The 17,603-nt window shown below is 58.1% G+C and carries 15 protein-coding genes; 2 read left to right on the top strand and 13 right to left on the bottom strand.

Translation table 11 applies throughout. The annotated features are described in order from the left end of the window. Positions 1 to 2: 2 nt before the first annotated feature. The 8 genes from AC3ISI_RS11480 to AC3ISI_RS11445 all read right to left on the bottom strand — a co-directional run bounded on the left by AC3ISI_RS11480 (position 3) and on the right by AC3ISI_RS11445 (position 9,920). Positions 3 to 671 (bottom strand): HAD-IA family hydrolase, encoded by a 669-nt coding sequence (locus AC3ISI_RS11480; protein ID WP_489337045.1) that lies wholly within the window; start codon positions 669 to 671, stop codon positions 3 to 5. Between the two features lie 87 nt (positions 672 to 758). Further along, positions 759 to 2,267: a hypothetical protein gene (locus AC3ISI_RS11475; protein WP_489337044.1), complete on the bottom strand. Its 1,509-nt coding sequence runs from the start codon at positions 2,265 to 2,267 to the stop codon at positions 759 to 761. A gap of 142 nt (positions 2,268 to 2,409) precedes the next feature. Continuing rightward, positions 2,410 to 2,817 carry a response regulator gene (locus tag AC3ISI_RS11470; protein ID WP_489337042.1) on the bottom strand — a complete coding sequence of 136 codons (408 nt, stop codon included), beginning with the start codon at positions 2,815 to 2,817 and terminating at the stop codon, positions 2,410 to 2,412. Positions 2,818 to 2,931: 114 nt separating this feature from the next. Beyond that, on the bottom strand, positions 2,932 to 4,539 hold the full coding sequence (locus AC3ISI_RS11465; RefSeq protein WP_489337040.1) for a GMC family oxidoreductase: 1,608 nt from the start codon (positions 4,537 to 4,539) through the stop codon (positions 2,932 to 2,934). A 162-nt stretch (positions 4,540 to 4,701) separates the two neighbouring features. Beyond that, complete coding sequence (locus tag AC3ISI_RS11460; protein ID WP_489337038.1) at positions 4,702 to 5,919, bottom strand: mandelate racemase/muconate lactonizing enzyme family protein; 1,218 nt, start codon at positions 5,917 to 5,919, stop codon at positions 4,702 to 4,704. 13 nt (positions 5,920 to 5,932) lie between these two features. Next, on the bottom strand, positions 5,933 to 7,255 hold the full coding sequence (locus AC3ISI_RS11455) for an MFS transporter (RefSeq protein ID WP_489337037.1): 1,323 nt from the start codon (positions 7,253 to 7,255) through the stop codon (positions 5,933 to 5,935). An 84-nt stretch (positions 7,256 to 7,339) separates the two neighbouring features. Continuing rightward, positions 7,340 to 8,764 carry an aldehyde dehydrogenase gene (aldA, locus tag AC3ISI_RS11450; protein ID WP_489337696.1) on the bottom strand — a complete coding sequence of 475 codons (1,425 nt, stop codon included), beginning with the start codon at positions 8,762 to 8,764 and terminating at the stop codon, positions 7,340 to 7,342. 223 nt (positions 8,765 to 8,987) lie between these two features. Beyond that, positions 8,988 to 9,920 (bottom strand): LysR substrate-binding domain-containing protein, encoded by a 933-nt coding sequence (locus tag AC3ISI_RS11445; protein WP_489337036.1) that lies wholly within the window; start codon positions 9,918 to 9,920, stop codon positions 8,988 to 8,990. Between the two features lie 184 nt (positions 9,921 to 10,104). On the opposite strand from AC3ISI_RS11445, the gene AC3ISI_RS11440 reads away from it, so the two are divergent. Together AC3ISI_RS11440 and AC3ISI_RS11435 are read left to right on the top strand one after the other, a co-directional pair. Beyond that, the gene (locus AC3ISI_RS11440) at positions 10,105 to 11,283 is read left to right on the top strand and encodes a hypothetical protein (protein WP_489337034.1); all 1,179 of its coding nucleotides are present in this window, start codon (positions 10,105 to 10,107) and stop codon (positions 11,281 to 11,283) included. A 217-nt stretch (positions 11,284 to 11,500) separates the two neighbouring features. Beyond that, positions 11,501 to 12,376 carry a LysR substrate-binding domain-containing protein gene (locus tag AC3ISI_RS11435; protein ID WP_489337032.1) on the top strand — a complete coding sequence of 292 codons (876 nt, stop codon included), beginning with the start codon at positions 11,501 to 11,503 and terminating at the stop codon, positions 12,374 to 12,376. A gap of 126 nt (positions 12,377 to 12,502) precedes the next feature. Here AC3ISI_RS11435 and AC3ISI_RS11430 read toward each other — a convergent pair whose 3' ends face one another. The 5 genes from AC3ISI_RS11430 to AC3ISI_RS11410 form a co-directional block, all read right to left on the bottom strand. Then, a complete protein-coding gene (locus AC3ISI_RS11430; protein ID WP_489337031.1) occupies positions 12,503 to 13,867 on the bottom strand; it encodes an MFS transporter in 1,365 nt (454 codons plus the stop codon). A gap of 163 nt (positions 13,868 to 14,030) precedes the next feature. Next, positions 14,031 to 15,464 carry an NAD-dependent succinate-semialdehyde dehydrogenase gene (locus AC3ISI_RS11425; RefSeq protein WP_489337030.1) on the bottom strand — a complete coding sequence of 478 codons (1,434 nt, stop codon included), beginning with the start codon at positions 15,462 to 15,464 and terminating at the stop codon, positions 14,031 to 14,033. Beyond that, positions 15,461 to 16,495 (bottom strand): aldo/keto reductase, encoded by a 1,035-nt coding sequence (locus tag AC3ISI_RS11420; protein ID WP_489337029.1) that lies wholly within the window; start codon positions 16,493 to 16,495, stop codon positions 15,461 to 15,463. The genes AC3ISI_RS11425 and AC3ISI_RS11420 overlap by 4 nt, the downstream gene beginning before the upstream one ends. 10 nt (positions 16,496 to 16,505) lie before the next feature. Beyond that, positions 16,506 to 17,018, bottom strand: coding sequence for a formaldehyde-activating enzyme (gene fae / locus AC3ISI_RS11415; RefSeq protein ID WP_489337027.1), 513 nt, complete (start codon positions 17,016 to 17,018; stop codon positions 16,506 to 16,508). 297 nt (positions 17,019 to 17,315) lie between these two features. Further along, positions 17,316 to 17,585 carry a pentapeptide MXKDX repeat protein gene (locus tag AC3ISI_RS11410; RefSeq protein ID WP_489337026.1) on the bottom strand — a complete coding sequence of 90 codons (270 nt, stop codon included), beginning with the start codon at positions 17,583 to 17,585 and terminating at the stop codon, positions 17,316 to 17,318. Positions 17,586 to 17,603 lie beyond the last annotated feature (18 nt).

Genomic DNA, 17,603 nt, shown 5'->3' with positions numbered 1-17,603 from the left:
CATTAGATTTGCATTAGGCGCAGATGGTGGTCGGGATCGACGGATGTGGTCACCGACTGATAACTGGCCAGCGTGGCATGCGGCGTCTGAATCGCATGCTCATGCGTCTCGGTGATAATCACCAAATCCGCCCCCGCCGCTTCCGCCGCCAGAATCCCCGCCGCGGCATCTTCAAATATCAAACACTCCGTCACCTCAACACCCAACCGTTTCGCCGCTAGCCGATACCCCGCAGGATCGGGTTTACCGGCGCTGACATCTTCGGCTGTCACCATGACAGCAGGTTCGGGAATCCCTGCCGCCGCCATCCGGCGCAAGGCCAATGCCCTAGGTGCGGAAGTAACGATTGCCCAATGACCGGTCGGCAAGGACTGTAGGAAAGCCGCCGCACCACGGACCTCGACGACGCCTTCCACGTCCTCGATTTCCGCCTGGGTAATCCACGCCGCTTCAGCTTCGGCATCAAGCCCCGACAACCCCTGGCGATTGACCGTATCGATGGCGCGGACGCCGTGAATGGTCGGCAGGAAGGACGCGACTTCCACCCCGTGGCGCAATGCCCAGAGGGTCCAGATCCGCTCGGCGGCGGCGATCGAATTGAGCACGGTGCCGTCCATATCGAACAGGAAGGCGCGGTAGGGTCTGTTGAACACCAATGGATGAGCAGACACGGATCAGCTTCCTCTCGCAGGGACCAGGCAGGTAGGCCGGCAATGTAGCATTCACCAGCGATGGGTTCAGACTAGATATCGGATAATTTACTTTGAGCTCTGGGTTATATTGCTCAGAGTTTTGTGCAAATGCGTTGAATCCAAATCGCCATTCCCATTCAAGAAGCCAACCATCTTTTGATTAAGATTCGACGTTTTCTCGCGGGACTCCACCACGGTATACAGTTGCGACTTTTGGAGGAAGTTTGGGATGGAGTACCAATCCTCTTGAGTGGTTTGCATGGAAAGTCCTGGTTGGCCCATTTTTTCCAGATCAAATTTTCTGCTGGCTATTCCCTTCGAAACCCATTCGTTGAGTCCATTCTCTTTCATCTTGGCAACTATCTCCGTCATGAGTGTGGCTTTATCTTTCGTGCCGGGTAGTTGCAGTGCGAGCTTAAGAATGTCATTGGAGTCGGCCACACCACAGCCGACGAAGGATGAATTCCCCTTGAAGTGGGCGCCAAAGCTATCTTTGCCCCATTCGGCTTTCTCATTGGGGCCGAAGAAGTTTATGAGGTGCATAAACGCAGCGAGACGAATACCCTCGGATTGAGGGGCGTAAGCCTCAAGTGGGCCACCTTTCCCCGTGAGACATTGTTCTATGCAGATGGCACCTAACAGCAAATCCCTTGTGCGCTGCCGTTTTTCGGGATCACCGATCAGCAACTCGACTGTTTGAATGCGTGTTTCTTTTGCGTCGCTGAGGAGCTTGCCTACGGCAACCCCCATGGTGGTCTGTAGACTGCCGGAGGCCTTGGTCATGTTGCTCTTGCCCCAGCGCGTGGAGGCTGTCATTTGCGCCGCATTAAAATCATCGCTGGAGTCCAGGCGAGGATCATGCAGGACAGCGTCTTGTGTACGGCCTCGCATTGGGCTATCGCCACTACTTAAAGCTTTCTTCACGGAGTTACGCAGGTGATTCAGGCTGGATATATCAAATAAGTGCGGGGCCGAAACCAGCTCTGCGGGCCCAAAAGTGCCGTAAGTTTTATCAACGTCCTCAGGAACAATATAAACGCCACGACTGACGCTGCCCTCGAAGCTATTCGAACGAACCAGGGGCGTGCGCTTGAACACATCATGAAAGTTCTCTTCCTTGTCCTTCACCATCATCCTTTCATGCGATTTCTTCCCCCACGTCGTCTGCACGGTGCCTACACCCTCCAACTCTATACCAATGCGCACGGGCTCCGCTTTAGGAGCGAACTCTGCATCAATAGCTCTGGCACGGGAAGAAGTGGCTGCACCTGCTACAGCTGCCTGACCATGAACTGACCCGGTGACATGAGATGCAGGTGCTTGTACAGACGTATGGGGCATTGTTTCGGTATGGTTGAGTTTTATTTTTTCCTGCGCAAGGTAACGATCCATGACCTGACTTACGCCGGTCGCTACCCCTTCAGAAACGGGTTTTGTTACTTGATTTTTAAGTTGAAGGCTATCGCCGATATTTCTCGTACTTGCTAGCCCTGTCGCTATTCGAGTTAATTCTTTAGGCGGCTCATTTGCTACGCGACGAACTGGCGCGATACTAAGAGCATCTGTTATGGGCATAGAGAACACTTCTTATAGTTGGACAGTTCAAATTACTATATATACGAACACTGTCATTTTTTTGCATAAAACGCTCATTTATCCCAGGTCGAATTTTTACCCGTCACGGCATTTCAAGGGTTTTCGTGCAGAGCTTAACGTTTCAGCTAATAGGCTTGGACTTCAAGGCGCCTTCGACGCAGTCCAGCAATTGACCGAGCGCCCAGGGCTTTTTAATAAACGAGACTGAGTGCCTCACACCGGAGCTTTGTGGGATTTCAAAACCAGACATGATCATGATCGGCTTGTCTGGCCAGCGGTCGCCAAAGTGATTGGCCAGGTCAGCGCCATTGAGCGTGCCCGGCATGGTGATGTCGGTGAGCAACAGGCGAACATTATCAGAGTGCTGTTCCAGGTACGCTGAAGCGGCATCCGCGCTGGTCTGTGGCTGGACCACGAACCCTTCTTCCTGGAGGATTTCGCAGAGAAATTCCAGGATCAGCGGGTCGTCTTCGACCACAAGAATCAACCCGCCAGAAACGTTCGTGCCCACCGGCGATACTGGCCCCATTATTTTGCCTCTCCCTGAATACACCCATGATTTTCGCGCGTTAAATCCGCTGTCTATCAATTAAGAGCAGCAGTCTTGGCGGAAATTCACTTTTGATACACAGAGGCGACGAAATCAGGCGTCCTGCAAAATCAGATCGGCGCCCTTCTCTGCCACCATCAACACCGCCGCGTGGGTATTACCGGACGTCACGTTAGGAAAAATCGACGCATCGACAATGCGCAATCCCTTAAGGCCATGGACTTTCAAACGCTTGTCCACCACGGACTTCTGCTCGTCCGCCCCCATGGCGCAGGACCCGCACAGGTGGTAGATCGAACCGCTGTTTTCACGGAAATACTGCAACATCTGTTCGTCGGTTTCGACGACTGGTCCCGGCAACACCTCTTCAACGGTGATGCCCTTGAGCGCCGGTGCCTGCATGATTTTGCGCATCAAGCGGCTGCCCTGGATGACCTCTTCGACGTCTTTTTGCGTGCTCAGGTAGTTCGGGTCGATCTTTGCTGCGTCCCGTGGGTTTTTCGAAGCGATTTCGATGTGCCCGCGACTGGTGGGCCGGCACGGGTTGAAGCACAACAGGAAGCCTGAGTACGGCTCCGGCTTGAGGCTGGCCTTGTTGTTTTTCGGGATCTGGTACGACAGCGGGTTGAAGTACAGCTGCAAATTCGGATTGGTCTGCTGCTCATTGCCTCGGAAAAACCCGCCGGCCTGATTGACACTCATCGCCAGCGCGCCCTTGCGGGTGAACAGGTATTTCAGACCCAGTTTGAACTGACCGAACAGCGAGCTCAGCTCATCGTTGAGCGTCGGAATATTGGCCTTGTAGTAATAGCTGGCGCACAGATGATCCTGCAGGTTTTGCCCTACCGCCGGCAGATGCTTGACCATCGGGATCTTGTGTTTGGCCAGCAGCGCCTGATCCGCGACACCGGACAGTTGCAGAATTTTTGGCGTGTCCACGGCACCGGCGCAAAGAATAACTTCCTTGTTGGCGGTGAAGGTCCGCACCACGCCGTGCTGGGTGATGGAAATCCCGGTTGCGCGGTCTTTATCGAACAACACGCGATCCACCAAGGCGTAATGCTCAACGGTCAGGTTCGGCCGGCTCAACGCCGGGTGCAAATGCGCAAAGCTGCTGGAGCAACGCTGACCATTTTTAGTGTTGACGTCGTAAATACCCGAGCCTTCGAATTTAGGCCCGTTGAAATCGTCGCTGTGCGGGTAGCCGAGTTCGTCGCAGCCCTTGAGGAACACATCGCAGATCGGATGGGTCTGGCCCTTCATCGGCGTGATGCTGATCGGGCCGCTGCCACCGTGGTATTCACTGTCGCCCAGCGGATGGTTTTCCAGCTTGCGGAAGTACGGCAGGACGTCCTTGAAGCCCCAGCCTTCATTGCCATTGACCGCCCAATCGTCAAAGTCGTGGGCCTGGCCACGGACGTAAATCATCGCGTTGATCGAGCCTGAACCGCCCTGTACTTTGCCGCGAGGTGCGTAGATTTCGCGGTCACCCAATTGCTTTTGTGGCTGGCTGTAATACATCCAGTTGAAGGTCGGGTTGTAATACATTTTGGCGAATCCGACCGGGATCTTGAACCACAAGGAACTGTCCTTGCCGCCCGCTTCCAGTAACAACACCGAATGTTTGCCACTGGCCGACAGCCGGTTGGCAAGGATGCAGCCTGCGGCGCCAGCGCCAGCGATGATGTAGTCGTATGTCATGCAGGGTTACCGCGTAAGTCGTTGTACAAAATTCGGATGGACGATGCGATCCCCTGTGGGAGCCAGCCTGCTGGCGATGGTGGCCTGACATTCAACATTAATGTCGACTGATCCACCGCTATCGCCAGCAGGCTGGCTCCCACAGGAACCGCGTCAGGCCTGTCAACCTCGGGCTGGCGATGTGTCTTTGACGTCCGCCGGGGTCGTCGCCATTTGCAGGTGCAGGCGCTCGCCGGTGTAGGGCGAATGTTTGCGCACCACGTCCATGTTCAGCTCCACACCCAGGCCTGGCTCGGTGGACGGGATGATGTAACCGTCCTCCCATTGCAGTGGCTTGGTCAGGACTTCGGCGTGGAACCCGCCCCAGGTCATGATGCTTTCCTGGATCAGGAAGTTCGGCGTGCAGGTTGCCAGCTGAAAACTCGCCGCCGCGCCAATTGGTCCGTTGTAGAGGTGCGGGGCGATTTGCGCATAATAGGCTTCGGCCATGCTGGCGATCTTTTTCGCTTCCAGCAGACCACCGCAGCGTGCAACGTTCATCTGCAAAATCGACGCACCGCCAGCTTGCAGCAGCTTGAAGAATTCGTACTTGGTGGTCAGTCGCTCACCCGTGGCAATCGGAATCGAGGTCTTGGCCGCGACCTGCGCCATGGCGTCTTCCTGCCCCGGCGGCACCGGTTCTTCGAACCATAGCGGGTCGTACTTCTCCAGGCGCTTGGCCAAGCGAATTGCCGAGGACGGAACCATTTGCCCGTGGGTACCGAACAGCAGGTCGCACTTGTCGCCCACCGCTTCGCGGATCTTGCGGCAGAAGGTTTCGCAGCGTTCCAGCACTTCCAGGGAAATCTGGTGCCCGGAATACGCGGTGTACGGCCCAGCCGGGTCGAACTTCACGGCGGTGAAGCCTTTGTTCATGTTCTCGATGGCGCACTCGGCGGCCAGGTCCGGGTCGTCGTAGTCGTACTCGCCCCTACTGTTCACCGGATAGAGGTAGGTGTAGGAGCGCAGGCGTTCGTGGACCTTGCCGCCCAGCAACTCATAGACCGGCTTGTTCGCCGCTTTGCCAATGATGTCCCAGCAGGCCATTTCCAGACCGCTGACCACGCCCATCATGGTCAAGTCCGGACGCTGGGTGAAACCGCTCGAATAGGCCTGGCGGAAGAAGCGTTCGATGTGGTGCGGGTCCTGGTTGAGGAGGTAGCGTTCGAACACGTCTTCGATGATCGGCAGCATTGCTTTTGGGCCGAAGGTCGCGGCGTAGATTTCGCCCACGCCTTCGATGCCGCAATCGGTTTTGATTTTGACGAACAACCAATACATTCCACCGATGTGCGGTGGCGGAACGGCGACGATATGGGTTTCAAGGGCGACGATTTTCATCTCAAGCACCTGTTTAATTCAAAGAAGTCTTGTTCAAAGATTTACGATTGATACGAGCGCGCAAGGTCAGGGCCGCGAAGGTCCCGAGCAGGCCGACGAATGCGATGTAGCTGAAATACAGCTTGTAACCAAAGGCACCCGGGTAATGCTCAGTGAGGTAGCCGTTGATCAAGGGAATGAACGCGTCCGGCAGGTAACCGACCACCGAGACAATGCCAATGGCCAGACCGGTGATGCGCAGCGGAATGTTGCAGGTGTCGAGGATCGCCCAGTACAAACCGCGAATGGCGTAGGTCATCAGCCCGATGAAAATCACCGTAGCAATCAGCAGGCCCATGCTGTTGAGTGCCGGGAACACGACCAGGCCGACCATCGCCAACGTCGCGCAGAACAGCGCCACGATCAGCACCGAGATGTTCGAAAATTTGTCACCGAGCCAGCCACCGCCTATCCCGCCAATCGGGCGCATCCACAGCTTGAGGGTGGTGATGGTGCCGGCCATGACCGCGGTCATGCCGCCGCCTTGCAGGTAATCGGAGAAGCTGTAGGTGGCCCAAAAGATGTGATAACCGCAGAACACGATGGCCGTCACCAGCCACAACTCCGGGATTTTCACCAGGGTGGTCAGGTCGCTGAGCAGGTTGTACTTGCCCTTCTCTACCGGCGCGGTGTCGTCCATCGACTTGGGGTCTTTGATCAACACCAGCACGCAACCGATGGCGATGCAGGTGAAGGCATAGAGATAGACCACATGTTTGAAGCCTTCTGCCGCCGACTCGCCGCGAGTTTCGGTGGCGAAGGCAAACAGCGCCAGTGCGACAGTGGCCAGCAACGCTTCAACCAGGCCACGACCGCCATCGAGAATGCCGAAGAAGCGACCTTGTTCAGTGTGATGCGCAATCATTTTTACGCGCTTGAGCACTGAAGCCCAAAACGTCAGGCCCGTGGTCAGGCCCCAGCAACCGAAGATGATCATCAACCCGGTCATCGATGGCGCGGTGGAGTACCACAGGCCCAAGGCACCGGTGGCGACCAGCGAGAAGAAAATCAGGAAACGTGGGGCGATGCGGTCGGCCAGCCAGCCGCTTGGCAGATATGACAACAGAAAAATCGTACCGAGCATCGAGTACAGATAACCCAGCTCGCTGTGGCTGATCTGGAACACGTCGAGCATGGTGGTCTGGTAGACCTGACGCAGGTACAGGATCGGGTAAATCGCACCGGCGGCCAGTACCAATAGCATCAATTGGAAATAGCGACTTCCCTTGTCACTGTGGCTTTTTATACCCGCGTTCGAACCCTGAACAGCGGCAGCAGTGGATGCATGCTTGGACATCTAGGTGACCTCTGGCTGCCCGGTGGTCCGGGCAGCCCTGTTAATTGTTTTTATGGGTGCTGCGTGAGGCGTGTGCCTGCTGGATCAGTACTTCATCACCACGAGACGGGTCTGGGTGAATTCGAGCATGCCGTGCTTGCCGTCATCGCCGCCCAGGCCCGAACGTTTCCAGCCGGCGTGGAAGCCCTGGTACGGGTCGGCCGGGGTGCGATTGACGTACAGTTCGCCGGCTTCGATGGCGTTGGCGACTTTCATCGTGGTGCGGTAGTTCTCGGTGTACAGCACCGAGGACAGGCCGAACTGATGGTCGTTGGCCATCGCCAGGGCTTCGTCGATATCGCGGTACTTGAGCACCGGTAACACCGGGCCGAAGATCTCTTCCTGGATGATTTCCATGTCCTGACGGCAACCGCTGAGCAGCGTCGGCGGGTAGAAATGACCTTTGCCCTGCGGGATAAAACCACCGGTTTCCAGTACAGCACCGTCGGCGATCGCGCGTTCGACCATGGCGTGAATGTTCTGCTGCGAACTGGCGTTGACCAACGGCCCCATCTGGCTGGCGTCGGTAGCACGGTCGCCGAACTTCACGGCGCTGATTTTGCTTTTGAGCAGTGCGAGGAATTGGTCGTAGACACTTTCCTGCACGTAGACCCGCTCCACCGCCGTGCACAACTGGCCGCAGTGGGTGGTCTTCGAGGCGACGATGGCGGTCGCGGCCGCTTCAAGGTCGGCGTCGGCTTCGATGATCGCCGGGGTTTTTCCGCCCAGCTCCAGCGATGGCTTGGCAATGTTGGCCTTGCAGTAGTCGAGCACGATACGCCCGGCGTTGACGCTGCCGGTCAGGGTGATCAGGCCGACCGCCTTATGGGTGCAAACGGCAGCGGCAGTGGCGTGGTCCATGGTCAAAATGTTCACCACACCGGCAGGCAATCCGGATTGCTGCACAGCCTTGGCGATTTCAAACGCCGAGGTCGGCGTGTTATTGCTCGGGCGCACCACTACGGTGTTACCGGCAATCAGCGCTGGGGCGATTTTGCGCAGCAGCGTATAGACCGGGTAGTTGAATGGGATCAGGCAGGCGACCACGCCAATCGCTTCACGGTGCAGAAACAGGTTTTCGTTCGGGGTGTCGCTGGGAATGATCTCGCCTTCAATACGGCGGGCCCATTCGGCGTGATACCGGGTGATCTGCGCGGCGTAACGGGCTTCGTTGCTGGCATCGGCAACGCTTTTGCCGGATTCGGCGGCCAGGGCGGCGCCGATGTTTTCAGCGCAGGTGTCCAGGGCATCGGCGAAGGCACGCAGGTGTTCGGCGCGCTCGATGCTGGTGAGTTTGCCCCAGACCTTTTGCGCGGCGGCAGCCACTTCAACCGCGTTGACCGCTTCAGCGGTGGAGGCCGCCGAGACGTGGCCGACCAGTGCTTCGGTCGCCGGGTTATAGACTGCGATCAGCGCGTCGCTGGCAGGTTCGATGAAGTGGCCGTTAACAAAATTTCGCTCGAGTCGCATGTGCATCGCCCATCGTTGTTTTTATCCAGTTCGACCAGTCTTGGCATCCTGAGCGAGTTGAACAAACGATTTATTGAGCGGCTAAACATTCGAAAAATGCAGGTTACCTATTGCCCTTGTAGGAGCGAGGCTTGCCCGCGAAGGCGTCGTGTCAGTCAACATCGATGTTGGAATGGGCTGACGCCTTCGCGGGCAAGCCTCGCTCCTACAGAGTTTGGGGGGGTTAGTTGGCGGCGGTCGAGGGCTCGAGTTGTCGTTGTGCCAACCAGATTTCTTCCTGCAACCACTGACTGAACACCTGCAATTGCGGCATCAGGGTCTGCTCCGGTCGGGTCACCAGCCAGTAGGACTGGTGACCATCCACGTGCACGTTGAGCACCTGGGTCAACTGCCCGCTGGCCAGTTCTGGGGCGACCATGTGCCAGTCGGCGATGGTGATGCCCAAGCCGTCGATGGCCGCGCGTATCGCCAGGTCCAGCAAGTCGAATTCATAGCCGCCCAGGGTGTCGACCCCGGTGATGCGTGCGGCGTCGAGCCAATGTTTCCAGGTCAGGTAGCGCTGGTCTTCACGGGCCAGCACATGCAGCAACGTCAGGCGATTGAGGTCGATGCCCTGCTCGCTCCATTCGCGCGCATACAAGGTCGGCGCACACACGGCGATGTGCCGCTCCTGGATCAGCATCGAGCTGTTCAGGCCGTCCCATTCGCCATCGCCGAAACGGATCGCACAATCGAGGGTGCTGGTTTCCGCCAGACTGTCCTGCAAGCGCGTGGTGATGCTCAGCTCCAGCTCGGGGTGCTTTTCCCGCAAGCGCCCCAGGCGCGGCATCAGCCAGCGATTGGTAAAGGTCGGCGGCGCGTTGACGTGCAGGCGATTGGAATGGGTTTTCTGCTGGATGCTGCGCACCGTCAGCTCGATTTTGTCGAAGGATTGATGCAGCGCCCGCAATAGCACTTTTCCGGCGCTGGTCAGTTCCAGGTGATGGTGACGGCGCTCCAGCAGGCTTTCGCCGAGCTGTTCCTCCAACTGACGAACCTGGCGACTGACCGCGCTCTGGGTCACGTTCAACAATTCGGCGGCGCGGGTAAAACTACCGGTGCTGCCGGCCACTTCAAACGCCTTGAGGGCATTAAGACCGGGCATTTTGCGTTTCATGTAAAGCACTCGAAGACGTTATCTGATCGGCCAAGCATCCCACGGCCGCCAGAGATTGTCCTACAGGATTTTCTCAGTAACATGCATCTGAGGAAGGTTCCTGCGCATTTTTTATCGTTTGTTCAACACACCGTTCATCGCAAGACTGGCCGGCATCTCATATAAAAATAACCGAGAGCTGCCCATGCCCTTCTCTGCTTCTTTGCGCCTTTGTCCGTTGCACATCGCTCTACTTTGCACCTTTGCGGCCCCTGCCATGGCCGTGCAAGTGACCGACAACCTCGACCTCGGCGGCGCGGTTCGTGTGCGTTGGGACTATGACCCCGACCGTGACATTCAGAAACTCAATTTCGACACGGCCTTCCTCTCGGCCAAGTACAACTCCGACACCTGGATCGGTGCAGCCAAGTACCGTTTTTACGGTCGGGCCTACCCGTATCAGTACACCGACAAAGTCGGTGACGTCCAATTCGCCGAGGCGGCGTGGATTGGCTACAAGTTCAACCCGGACCAACAGGTCCAGGTCGGCCTGAACCAGGTGCCTTTCGGTTTGCAGCCGTATTTTGGTAGCACCTTCTTCGAAACCCTGGGCAACGTCATCGGCGTGGAAGACCTGGAAGAAGTCGGCGCCAAGTACATCCAGCAAATCGGCGACTGGAACATCCAGACCGGTTACTACCTGCGTCCGGCGTGGCAAGGCAAAGGCACCAGCAACGGTGCTACCTACTCCAGCGTTGTGTCCGAAGCCGACAGTTACGTCACCGACGGCAGCAACAACCAAGAGCGCAACACCGTGGTGCTGCGAGTGGCCAAAGCCCTGGATCTGGGACCGTGGAAATCGGAAATCGGTCTCTCCGGCCTAACGTCATCCCTTCAAAACCAGGACACCGGTGACAACGGCCGGCGCAACGCCGGGGCCGTGCATTACATGGGTAAAAACGGCCCATGGGGCGTGCAATTGCAGGCCGCGCGACAAGAGATGTCGCCGCGCAATCCCGGCACCGATGAACTGGTCACTTTCGGCGGTTATGACGGCACGTACAACGTCGCCAGTCGCGGCAACCTGTACGTCGCAGACATCAGTTACGACGTGGCCGGCAAATACCTGTTCGATCAGGTCAGCGGGGTCAAGGTGTATGCCAACTACAGCGCCTTCGACAAATCCGAAAGCGGGTTCAAGACCTCTGAACGGATGATCCTGGGCAGCTCGTTTTCAGTGAATAAATTGTGGGTCGCCACGGAGTGGTTGTTTGGCAAGAACGATCCGTATATTGGGGGCAGCAGCTATACCCAGAGCCTGGGGGCTGGTGGGAGTGATCAGTGGGAGAATCAGGTGTATATGAACGTCGGGTATTACTTCTGATCCGGCATTTTTTGCATTCTTGAAGACGCCTTCGCGGGCAAGCCCGCTCCCACAGGAGATCGCAATCCACTGTGGGAGCGGGCTTGCCCGCGAAGGCGTAAGTGCAGACAACACTTGCATCCGCCCGTTGCCAATAGTCAGATAGGTACTCATCACCACACCGAAAAAACAATAAACCGGCTCACCACAACCGAAGCCGGTACGGAGCCCACCTTCGATGCGTCAACTGCCCTCGCTCAATATGCTGCGCGTCTTCGAAGAGGTCGCGCGCCATCGCAGTTTCAGCCAGGCGGCGCTGGGCCTGAACGTCACCCAAGGGGCGGTCAGTCGCCAGATCAAGCAACTGGAGGACTACCTTGGCGTCGCGCTGTTCGTGCGCACGCCCCAGGGCTTGTCGCTAACCGAGTCCGGCATTGCTCTCTCCCCGCACCTGGCGGAAGCCTTCGACCACATTGAACGTGCCCTGCAAGCCGTGCGCGTGCCCAACCTGCGCCAACGCCTGAGAATCCTCGCACCGCCAACCTGGGCGACGCGCTGGTTGTCGGCGCATTTGCGCGTGTTCTGTCAGCGCTACCCTGACATCAGCCTGAGCGTGACCAACCAGGCCGGGCACGACAGCCTCTCGGAAATCGACTGCCACATCCGCTTCGGGCTCGAAGCCGACAGCCATTGCAGCAGCCAACTGCTGGTGATGGAGCGGCACATCGCCGTGGCCAGTCCGGAGTTGTTTAGCGAGGGGCAGCCGCCGGATCTGCGGCAGTTTCCTTTGCTGCACATCCTCCACGATGGCAAACGCTTGAAAGTCTGGGAAAACTGGCTGGCAGCCATGGGGCGGGACGATATCGATGCGGGGCAAGGACTTGAATTCAGCACGCTGGATCAGGTGATCCACACCGCGCTCGCCGGTGGTGGGCTGGCGGTGATTGATCGGCAGATGATCGAGAAGGAATTGGCCAATGGCAGCCTGCTGCCGATTACCCCGGTGGAAGTGATCGGGCCGTATGGCTATTGGCTGGATGTGGCGAACGACAAACAGGGGTTGTCGAAGGTGCAGCTGTTTACGGATTGGTTGGGGTTGGTCAGTAATCCCTGACACACCCTCATATTAATGTAGGAGCGAGCTTGCCCGCGAAGGCGGAGTGTCAGTCACCATTAATATTGACTGATCCGCCGCCTTCGCGAGCAAGCTCGCTCCTACATTTGGATCTTCGGTAGGTTCTTAAATCGGGGCTGGCACTTTAACCGCCGCCGCTGCACCACCTTCCACCGGGCTCTGCGCCTTGCACGCCTGGCTCAATGTCAGCGATTTGGTTTCCGGTGCCCAGGCCCAGGACAGCAACGCCCCCAGTGCCAGAATCGCCGCCAGAATCCCCATCGTCGGGCTCAAGCCAATTCCCGCCACACTGACCGGCAACAGGAATGTGCTGACCGCCGAACCCAACCGGCTTACGGCCGTGGCCAGGCCAATCCCGCTGGCCCGCACTTCAGTCGGGAAGCTCTCGGCCGGGAACACGCCCACCAGGTTACTCACCGCCGACAACACCAGGGTGAACAGCCCGAACACCAGCACCATCAAGAATGCTGCACTGCTGGGCAACACCGCCAACATGAACAACGCGACGGCCAGGATGATGAAGGAGTTGATCAAGAACCCGCGGCGCGAGAATTTGATCGTGCACCAGATCCCGATCAGCGCGCCGAGGATCAGTAGCATATTCAACATCAGCTCAGTGCCGAAGCCTTCCGCCAGGCCCATCTTCTGCAGAATCGACGGCAGGAAGGTGTAGATGGCGAAGTACGGCATGACGATGCACACGAAGAACAGGCAATTGAACGCGGTACGCTTGCGGTATTCACGACTGAACAGCACCGCGTAGCCGGAACGGGTTTCGGTGGATTGGGTTTCGTCGAGTTCGACGTTGTCGCCCAAGTGTTTCTTGACGATGGCTCGCGCTTCGGCAATGCGGCCCTGGTTCACCAGCCAACGTGGCGACTCTGGCGTACCGATCCGCGCAATCAGAATCAGTGCAGCCGGGATCGCGGACGAGGCCAGCATCCAGCGCCAGGCGTCATCACCGAGGCTGAGCATGGCCGTGCCGACGAACGTGGCGGCGACGTAGCCAAAGGTCCAGATCACGCTGAACGAACCGAGCAACACGCCGCGATGCTTCTTCGGCGCAAACTCGGCCAACATGGCGTGACCGACACTGAAATCACCGCCCAGCCCGATGCCGATCAGCACCCGGCACAAAAACAGGCCCATGGCGGTTTCGGCGTAGAACTGCATCACCGAAGCGATAGTAATCAGCACAAAGCTGACCAGGAAGATTTTCTGGCGGCCGACCTTGTCGGAGATCCAGCCGAAAAACAGGCTGCCGAGGAACAGGCCGATCAGGGCTGAAGCGCCGATCAACCCCTGCCAGAATGCATCCAGCTGCATCTGCGGGCTCAGCAGAGTGAATGCAATACCGATCAGGCCGAGGATGTAGCCGTCGGTGAAATGCGCGCCGAAGGTCAGGCCGGCGATTTTCAGGTGAAAGCGCCCGATGGGCAGGTCGTCGATTTTTACCGGTTGTACGGACATATTCGTCTCCAATTGTTGTTATTGACGGAGAAATGAGACCGATCGCTTTTGTGTAGGAGTGAGCCTGCTCGCGATCGCGGTGTATCAGGCAATATGGCTTCGACTGACACACCGCGATCGCGAGCAGCTCACTCCTACAAGGGGTTGTGCTGGGGGGGTGGGGTTAGAGGCCGCCCATCAGCAAGTATTTGATTTCCAGGTAGTCATCCAGACCGTACTTCGAACCCTCGCGACCGAGGCCCGATTCCTTGATGCCGCCGAACGGTGCCACTTCCGTGGAAATGATCCCTTCGTTGATACCGACCATGCCCGCTTCCAGGCCTTCGGCCATGCGCCACACGCGGCCGATGTCGCGGCTGTAGAAGTAGGCCGACAAGCCGAACGGCGTGTCGTTGGCCTGTTGCAGTACTTCGGCTTCATCCTTGAATCGGAAGCAGGCTGCCACCGGCCCGAAGGTTTCTTCCTGCGCGATCAGCATTTCGCTGCTGGCTTCGGCGAGGATGGTCGGCTCGTAAAACGTGCCGCCGAGCGCATGACGACGACCGCCGCACAACAGTGTGGCGCCCTTTTCCAGCGCATCGCTGACGTGCAGTTCGACCTTGGCCAGCGCCGCCGCGTTGATCAGCGGGCCTTGCTCGGTCTCACCATCCAGCGCACTGCCCACGCGCATCGCCGCCACGGCTTCCGCGAGTTTGCCGGTGAAGGCTTCGTAGACGCCGTCCTGAATGAAGAAGCGGTTAACGCAAACGCAGGTCTGTCCGGTGTTGCGGAACTTAGAGGCCATGGCGCCTTTCACCGCAGCGTCCAGATCAGCATCATCGAAGACAATGAACGGCGCGTTGCCACCCAGTTCCAGCGAGACCTTTTTCAGCGTGTCCGCCGCCTGGCGCATCAGCAATTTGCCGGTGCGCGTGGAGCCGGTGAACGACAGTTTGCGCACGATGCTGGACGCTTGCAGCGCGCCACCGATGGCCACCGCATCACCGGACACAATGTTGAATACGCCGGCCGGAATACCGGCCTGCTCTGCCAACACCGCCAGGGCGAAGGCCGACAGCGGTGTTTCTTCCGAAGGCTTGAGGATCATCGTGCAGCCGGCGGCCAATGCTGGACCGACCTTGCGCGTGACCATGGCCAGCGGGAAGTTCCACGGCGTGATCGCGGCAACTACGCCAACGGCTTCTTTGACCACGATGATCCGCGCATCGGCCTTGTGGCTTGGAATCACGTCGCCGTAAGCGCGCTTGGCCTCTTCGGCAAACCACTCCAGAAAACTTGCGGCGTACACCACTTCACCCATGGCTTCGGCCAATGGCTTGCCTTGTTCGCGGCTGAGCAAGGTCGCCAGATCCTTCTGGTTGCTCAGCATCAACTCGCTCCAGCGCTTGAGCTTCTGGCTGCGTTCCTTGGCGGTGAGCTTGCGCCACGCCGGTAACGCTCGGTTGGCGGCGTCAATGGCCAGGCGAGTCTCTTGGGCGCCGGCCTGTTGTACTTCGGTGATCAACTCGCCATTGGCCGGGTTGAATACCGGGTAGGTCGGACCACCGGACGACCATTGACCGTCGATGAAATTGCCCGTGCGGATCAGCGCGCTCATGCCACAGCCTCGGTCAGGGTGAAGCGTTCCAGACCTGGACGTGCCGAACGCAAAATTCGTTTGCCGGCGGTGTAATCGTTGATCACGTCGCACGGGGTGTAATTGCGTTCCAGCTCGTGCAGTTCTTCAGCGTCGAGCTGGGTGTCCAGCGCGGCCAGCGCACTGTCGAATTGCTCGGTGGTGTCTGCGCCCACCAGCATGCAATCCACACCCGGATGGTTGGCCACCCACGCCTGGGCGATTTGCGCATTCGAAACACCGCGGGCGCGGGCCACGCGTTGCACCGAATGAGCGATTTCAAACGAGGCTTCATCGCTGTACATCTGTTGAGTGAAGAAGTCGGTCTGGTTGCGGGTCGACTGTACGTCGCCGGTCAACAAGCCGCGGGCCAGCGGGCTGAACACCGAGACGCCCAGGCCTTGATCACGACAGAATGGGATCATCTCGCGCTCTTCTTCGCGGTAGGCGCAGTTCAGTTGCAGCTGCATGTTGATCGGTTTGACCCAACCGTTGCGCTCACAGGCCATGAGAATTTTCGCCAGTTGCCCGGTGAGCATGGTCGAGACGCCGATGTAGCGCGCCTTGCCGGAACGCACGATGTCATTCATCGCGCTCATGGTTTCTTCGACCGGGGTGTTCACATCGAAGTAATGCAGCATGAACACATCGACGTAATCCATGTTCAGGCGCTTCAGCGAGGCGTCGACGCTGTCCATGATGTGCTTGCGCGAATGGCCGCTGGCGTTGATGCCGTTGCGGGTGCCGTAACCGACTTTGGTGGTGATCACCAGGTCTTCACGACGGGCCAGGCGCTTGACGATGCGCCCCACCACTTCTTCGCCTGTGCCTGCGGAATAGAAGTCCGCGAGGTCGATGAAGTTGACGCCGTTGTCCAGCGCGTGCGCAACGATCGGCTCGCTTTTCTTCTCATCGAAGATCCACGGTTTCCAGTCCGGGGTGCCCATGTTCATGGTGCCCAGGCATAGGCGGGAGACTTGCAGGCCGGAGTTGCCCAATCGAATGTATTGCATGGCGCGGACCTCAGGCTTTTGGGGTGTAGAAAGGGTTGCTGATGTGATTGACCACATCCGCCAGTTGCGCGGTTTCCGGTTTACCGGTCAGCGCGGCCCGAATCGCCGTGCGGCAGGCGTTGTAGTTGTTCAGGTAGACCGCATCGAGGTCATCGCAGGCCGGGTTGACCCAGTTGGCCGTCACGACGGCCCATTCGTCTTCGGCTTCCGGCGGCAAGGTGCCGTCCAGCAGCGCTTCAAGCACGGCCTTGGCGATACCGGCCTGGGACGCGCCCCAGGTGGCGTTGCCGTGCAGGTCGCTGCTGATCGCCGCTTTGTTGACGTAAAGGGTCATCGGCTTGACCGGAATGTTCGGCTGGGCGATCACCATGAACGGGCAGTGACCCTGGCTTGGCGATGCCAGGCTGTTGGCAAACGCCTGGCCGGCCGGGCCGTTGCGCGGGCCAATCAGAATATTGATGTGCGCGGCGTTCACGCCAGGGCCTTCGAAACCTTCACCGATGTACAGGTCGAGTTCTTTCATGAGTCGTTACTCTTCAGGGAGTTTGGGTTGATCAGAAGCGCACGCAGGCAGCGGGCCTGGCGTGGCAAATGTCGAGGTTCGAAGAGCGCAGCAGGTCGCTGGCGAAAACGCGGCAGTGATGATGAATCATGGTTGCAAACGCTCTTTTTTGTTGTTGATGAGCTGGTTTGCGATTTTTTAACACTGGGGGTTGGCGGGGCTGTAACCATTAAAAGTCATGAGGGCATGAGTTCAAGTCATACCCTGTAAAACCTGTGGGAACGAGTTTGCTCCCCACAGGGATCGGGAAGGATTGGACTACTGCGACATGGCGTCTTTTTTCATGGCGTCTTTGCTCATGCTGTCCTTGGACATTGCATCTTTGGACATGCTGTCTTTCTTCATCGTGTCCTTGGCCATGGAATCCGTTTTCATTGTTGCGTCTTTTTTCATGGTGTCTTTGGACATGGCATCCTTGGACATCGAGTCCTTGCTCATGCTGTCGCTGCTCGTGGTATCGGCAGCAAAAACACTTGCGGCACCCAGTGCGATGCACATGGACAGTACGGCGGTGGCTAACTTTTTCATGATCAAACTCCTCGATGC

The organism is Pseudomonas sp. GL_139_B, from assembly GCF_057834475.1.
This window is presented reverse-complemented; position numbering and strand designations above follow the sequence as displayed.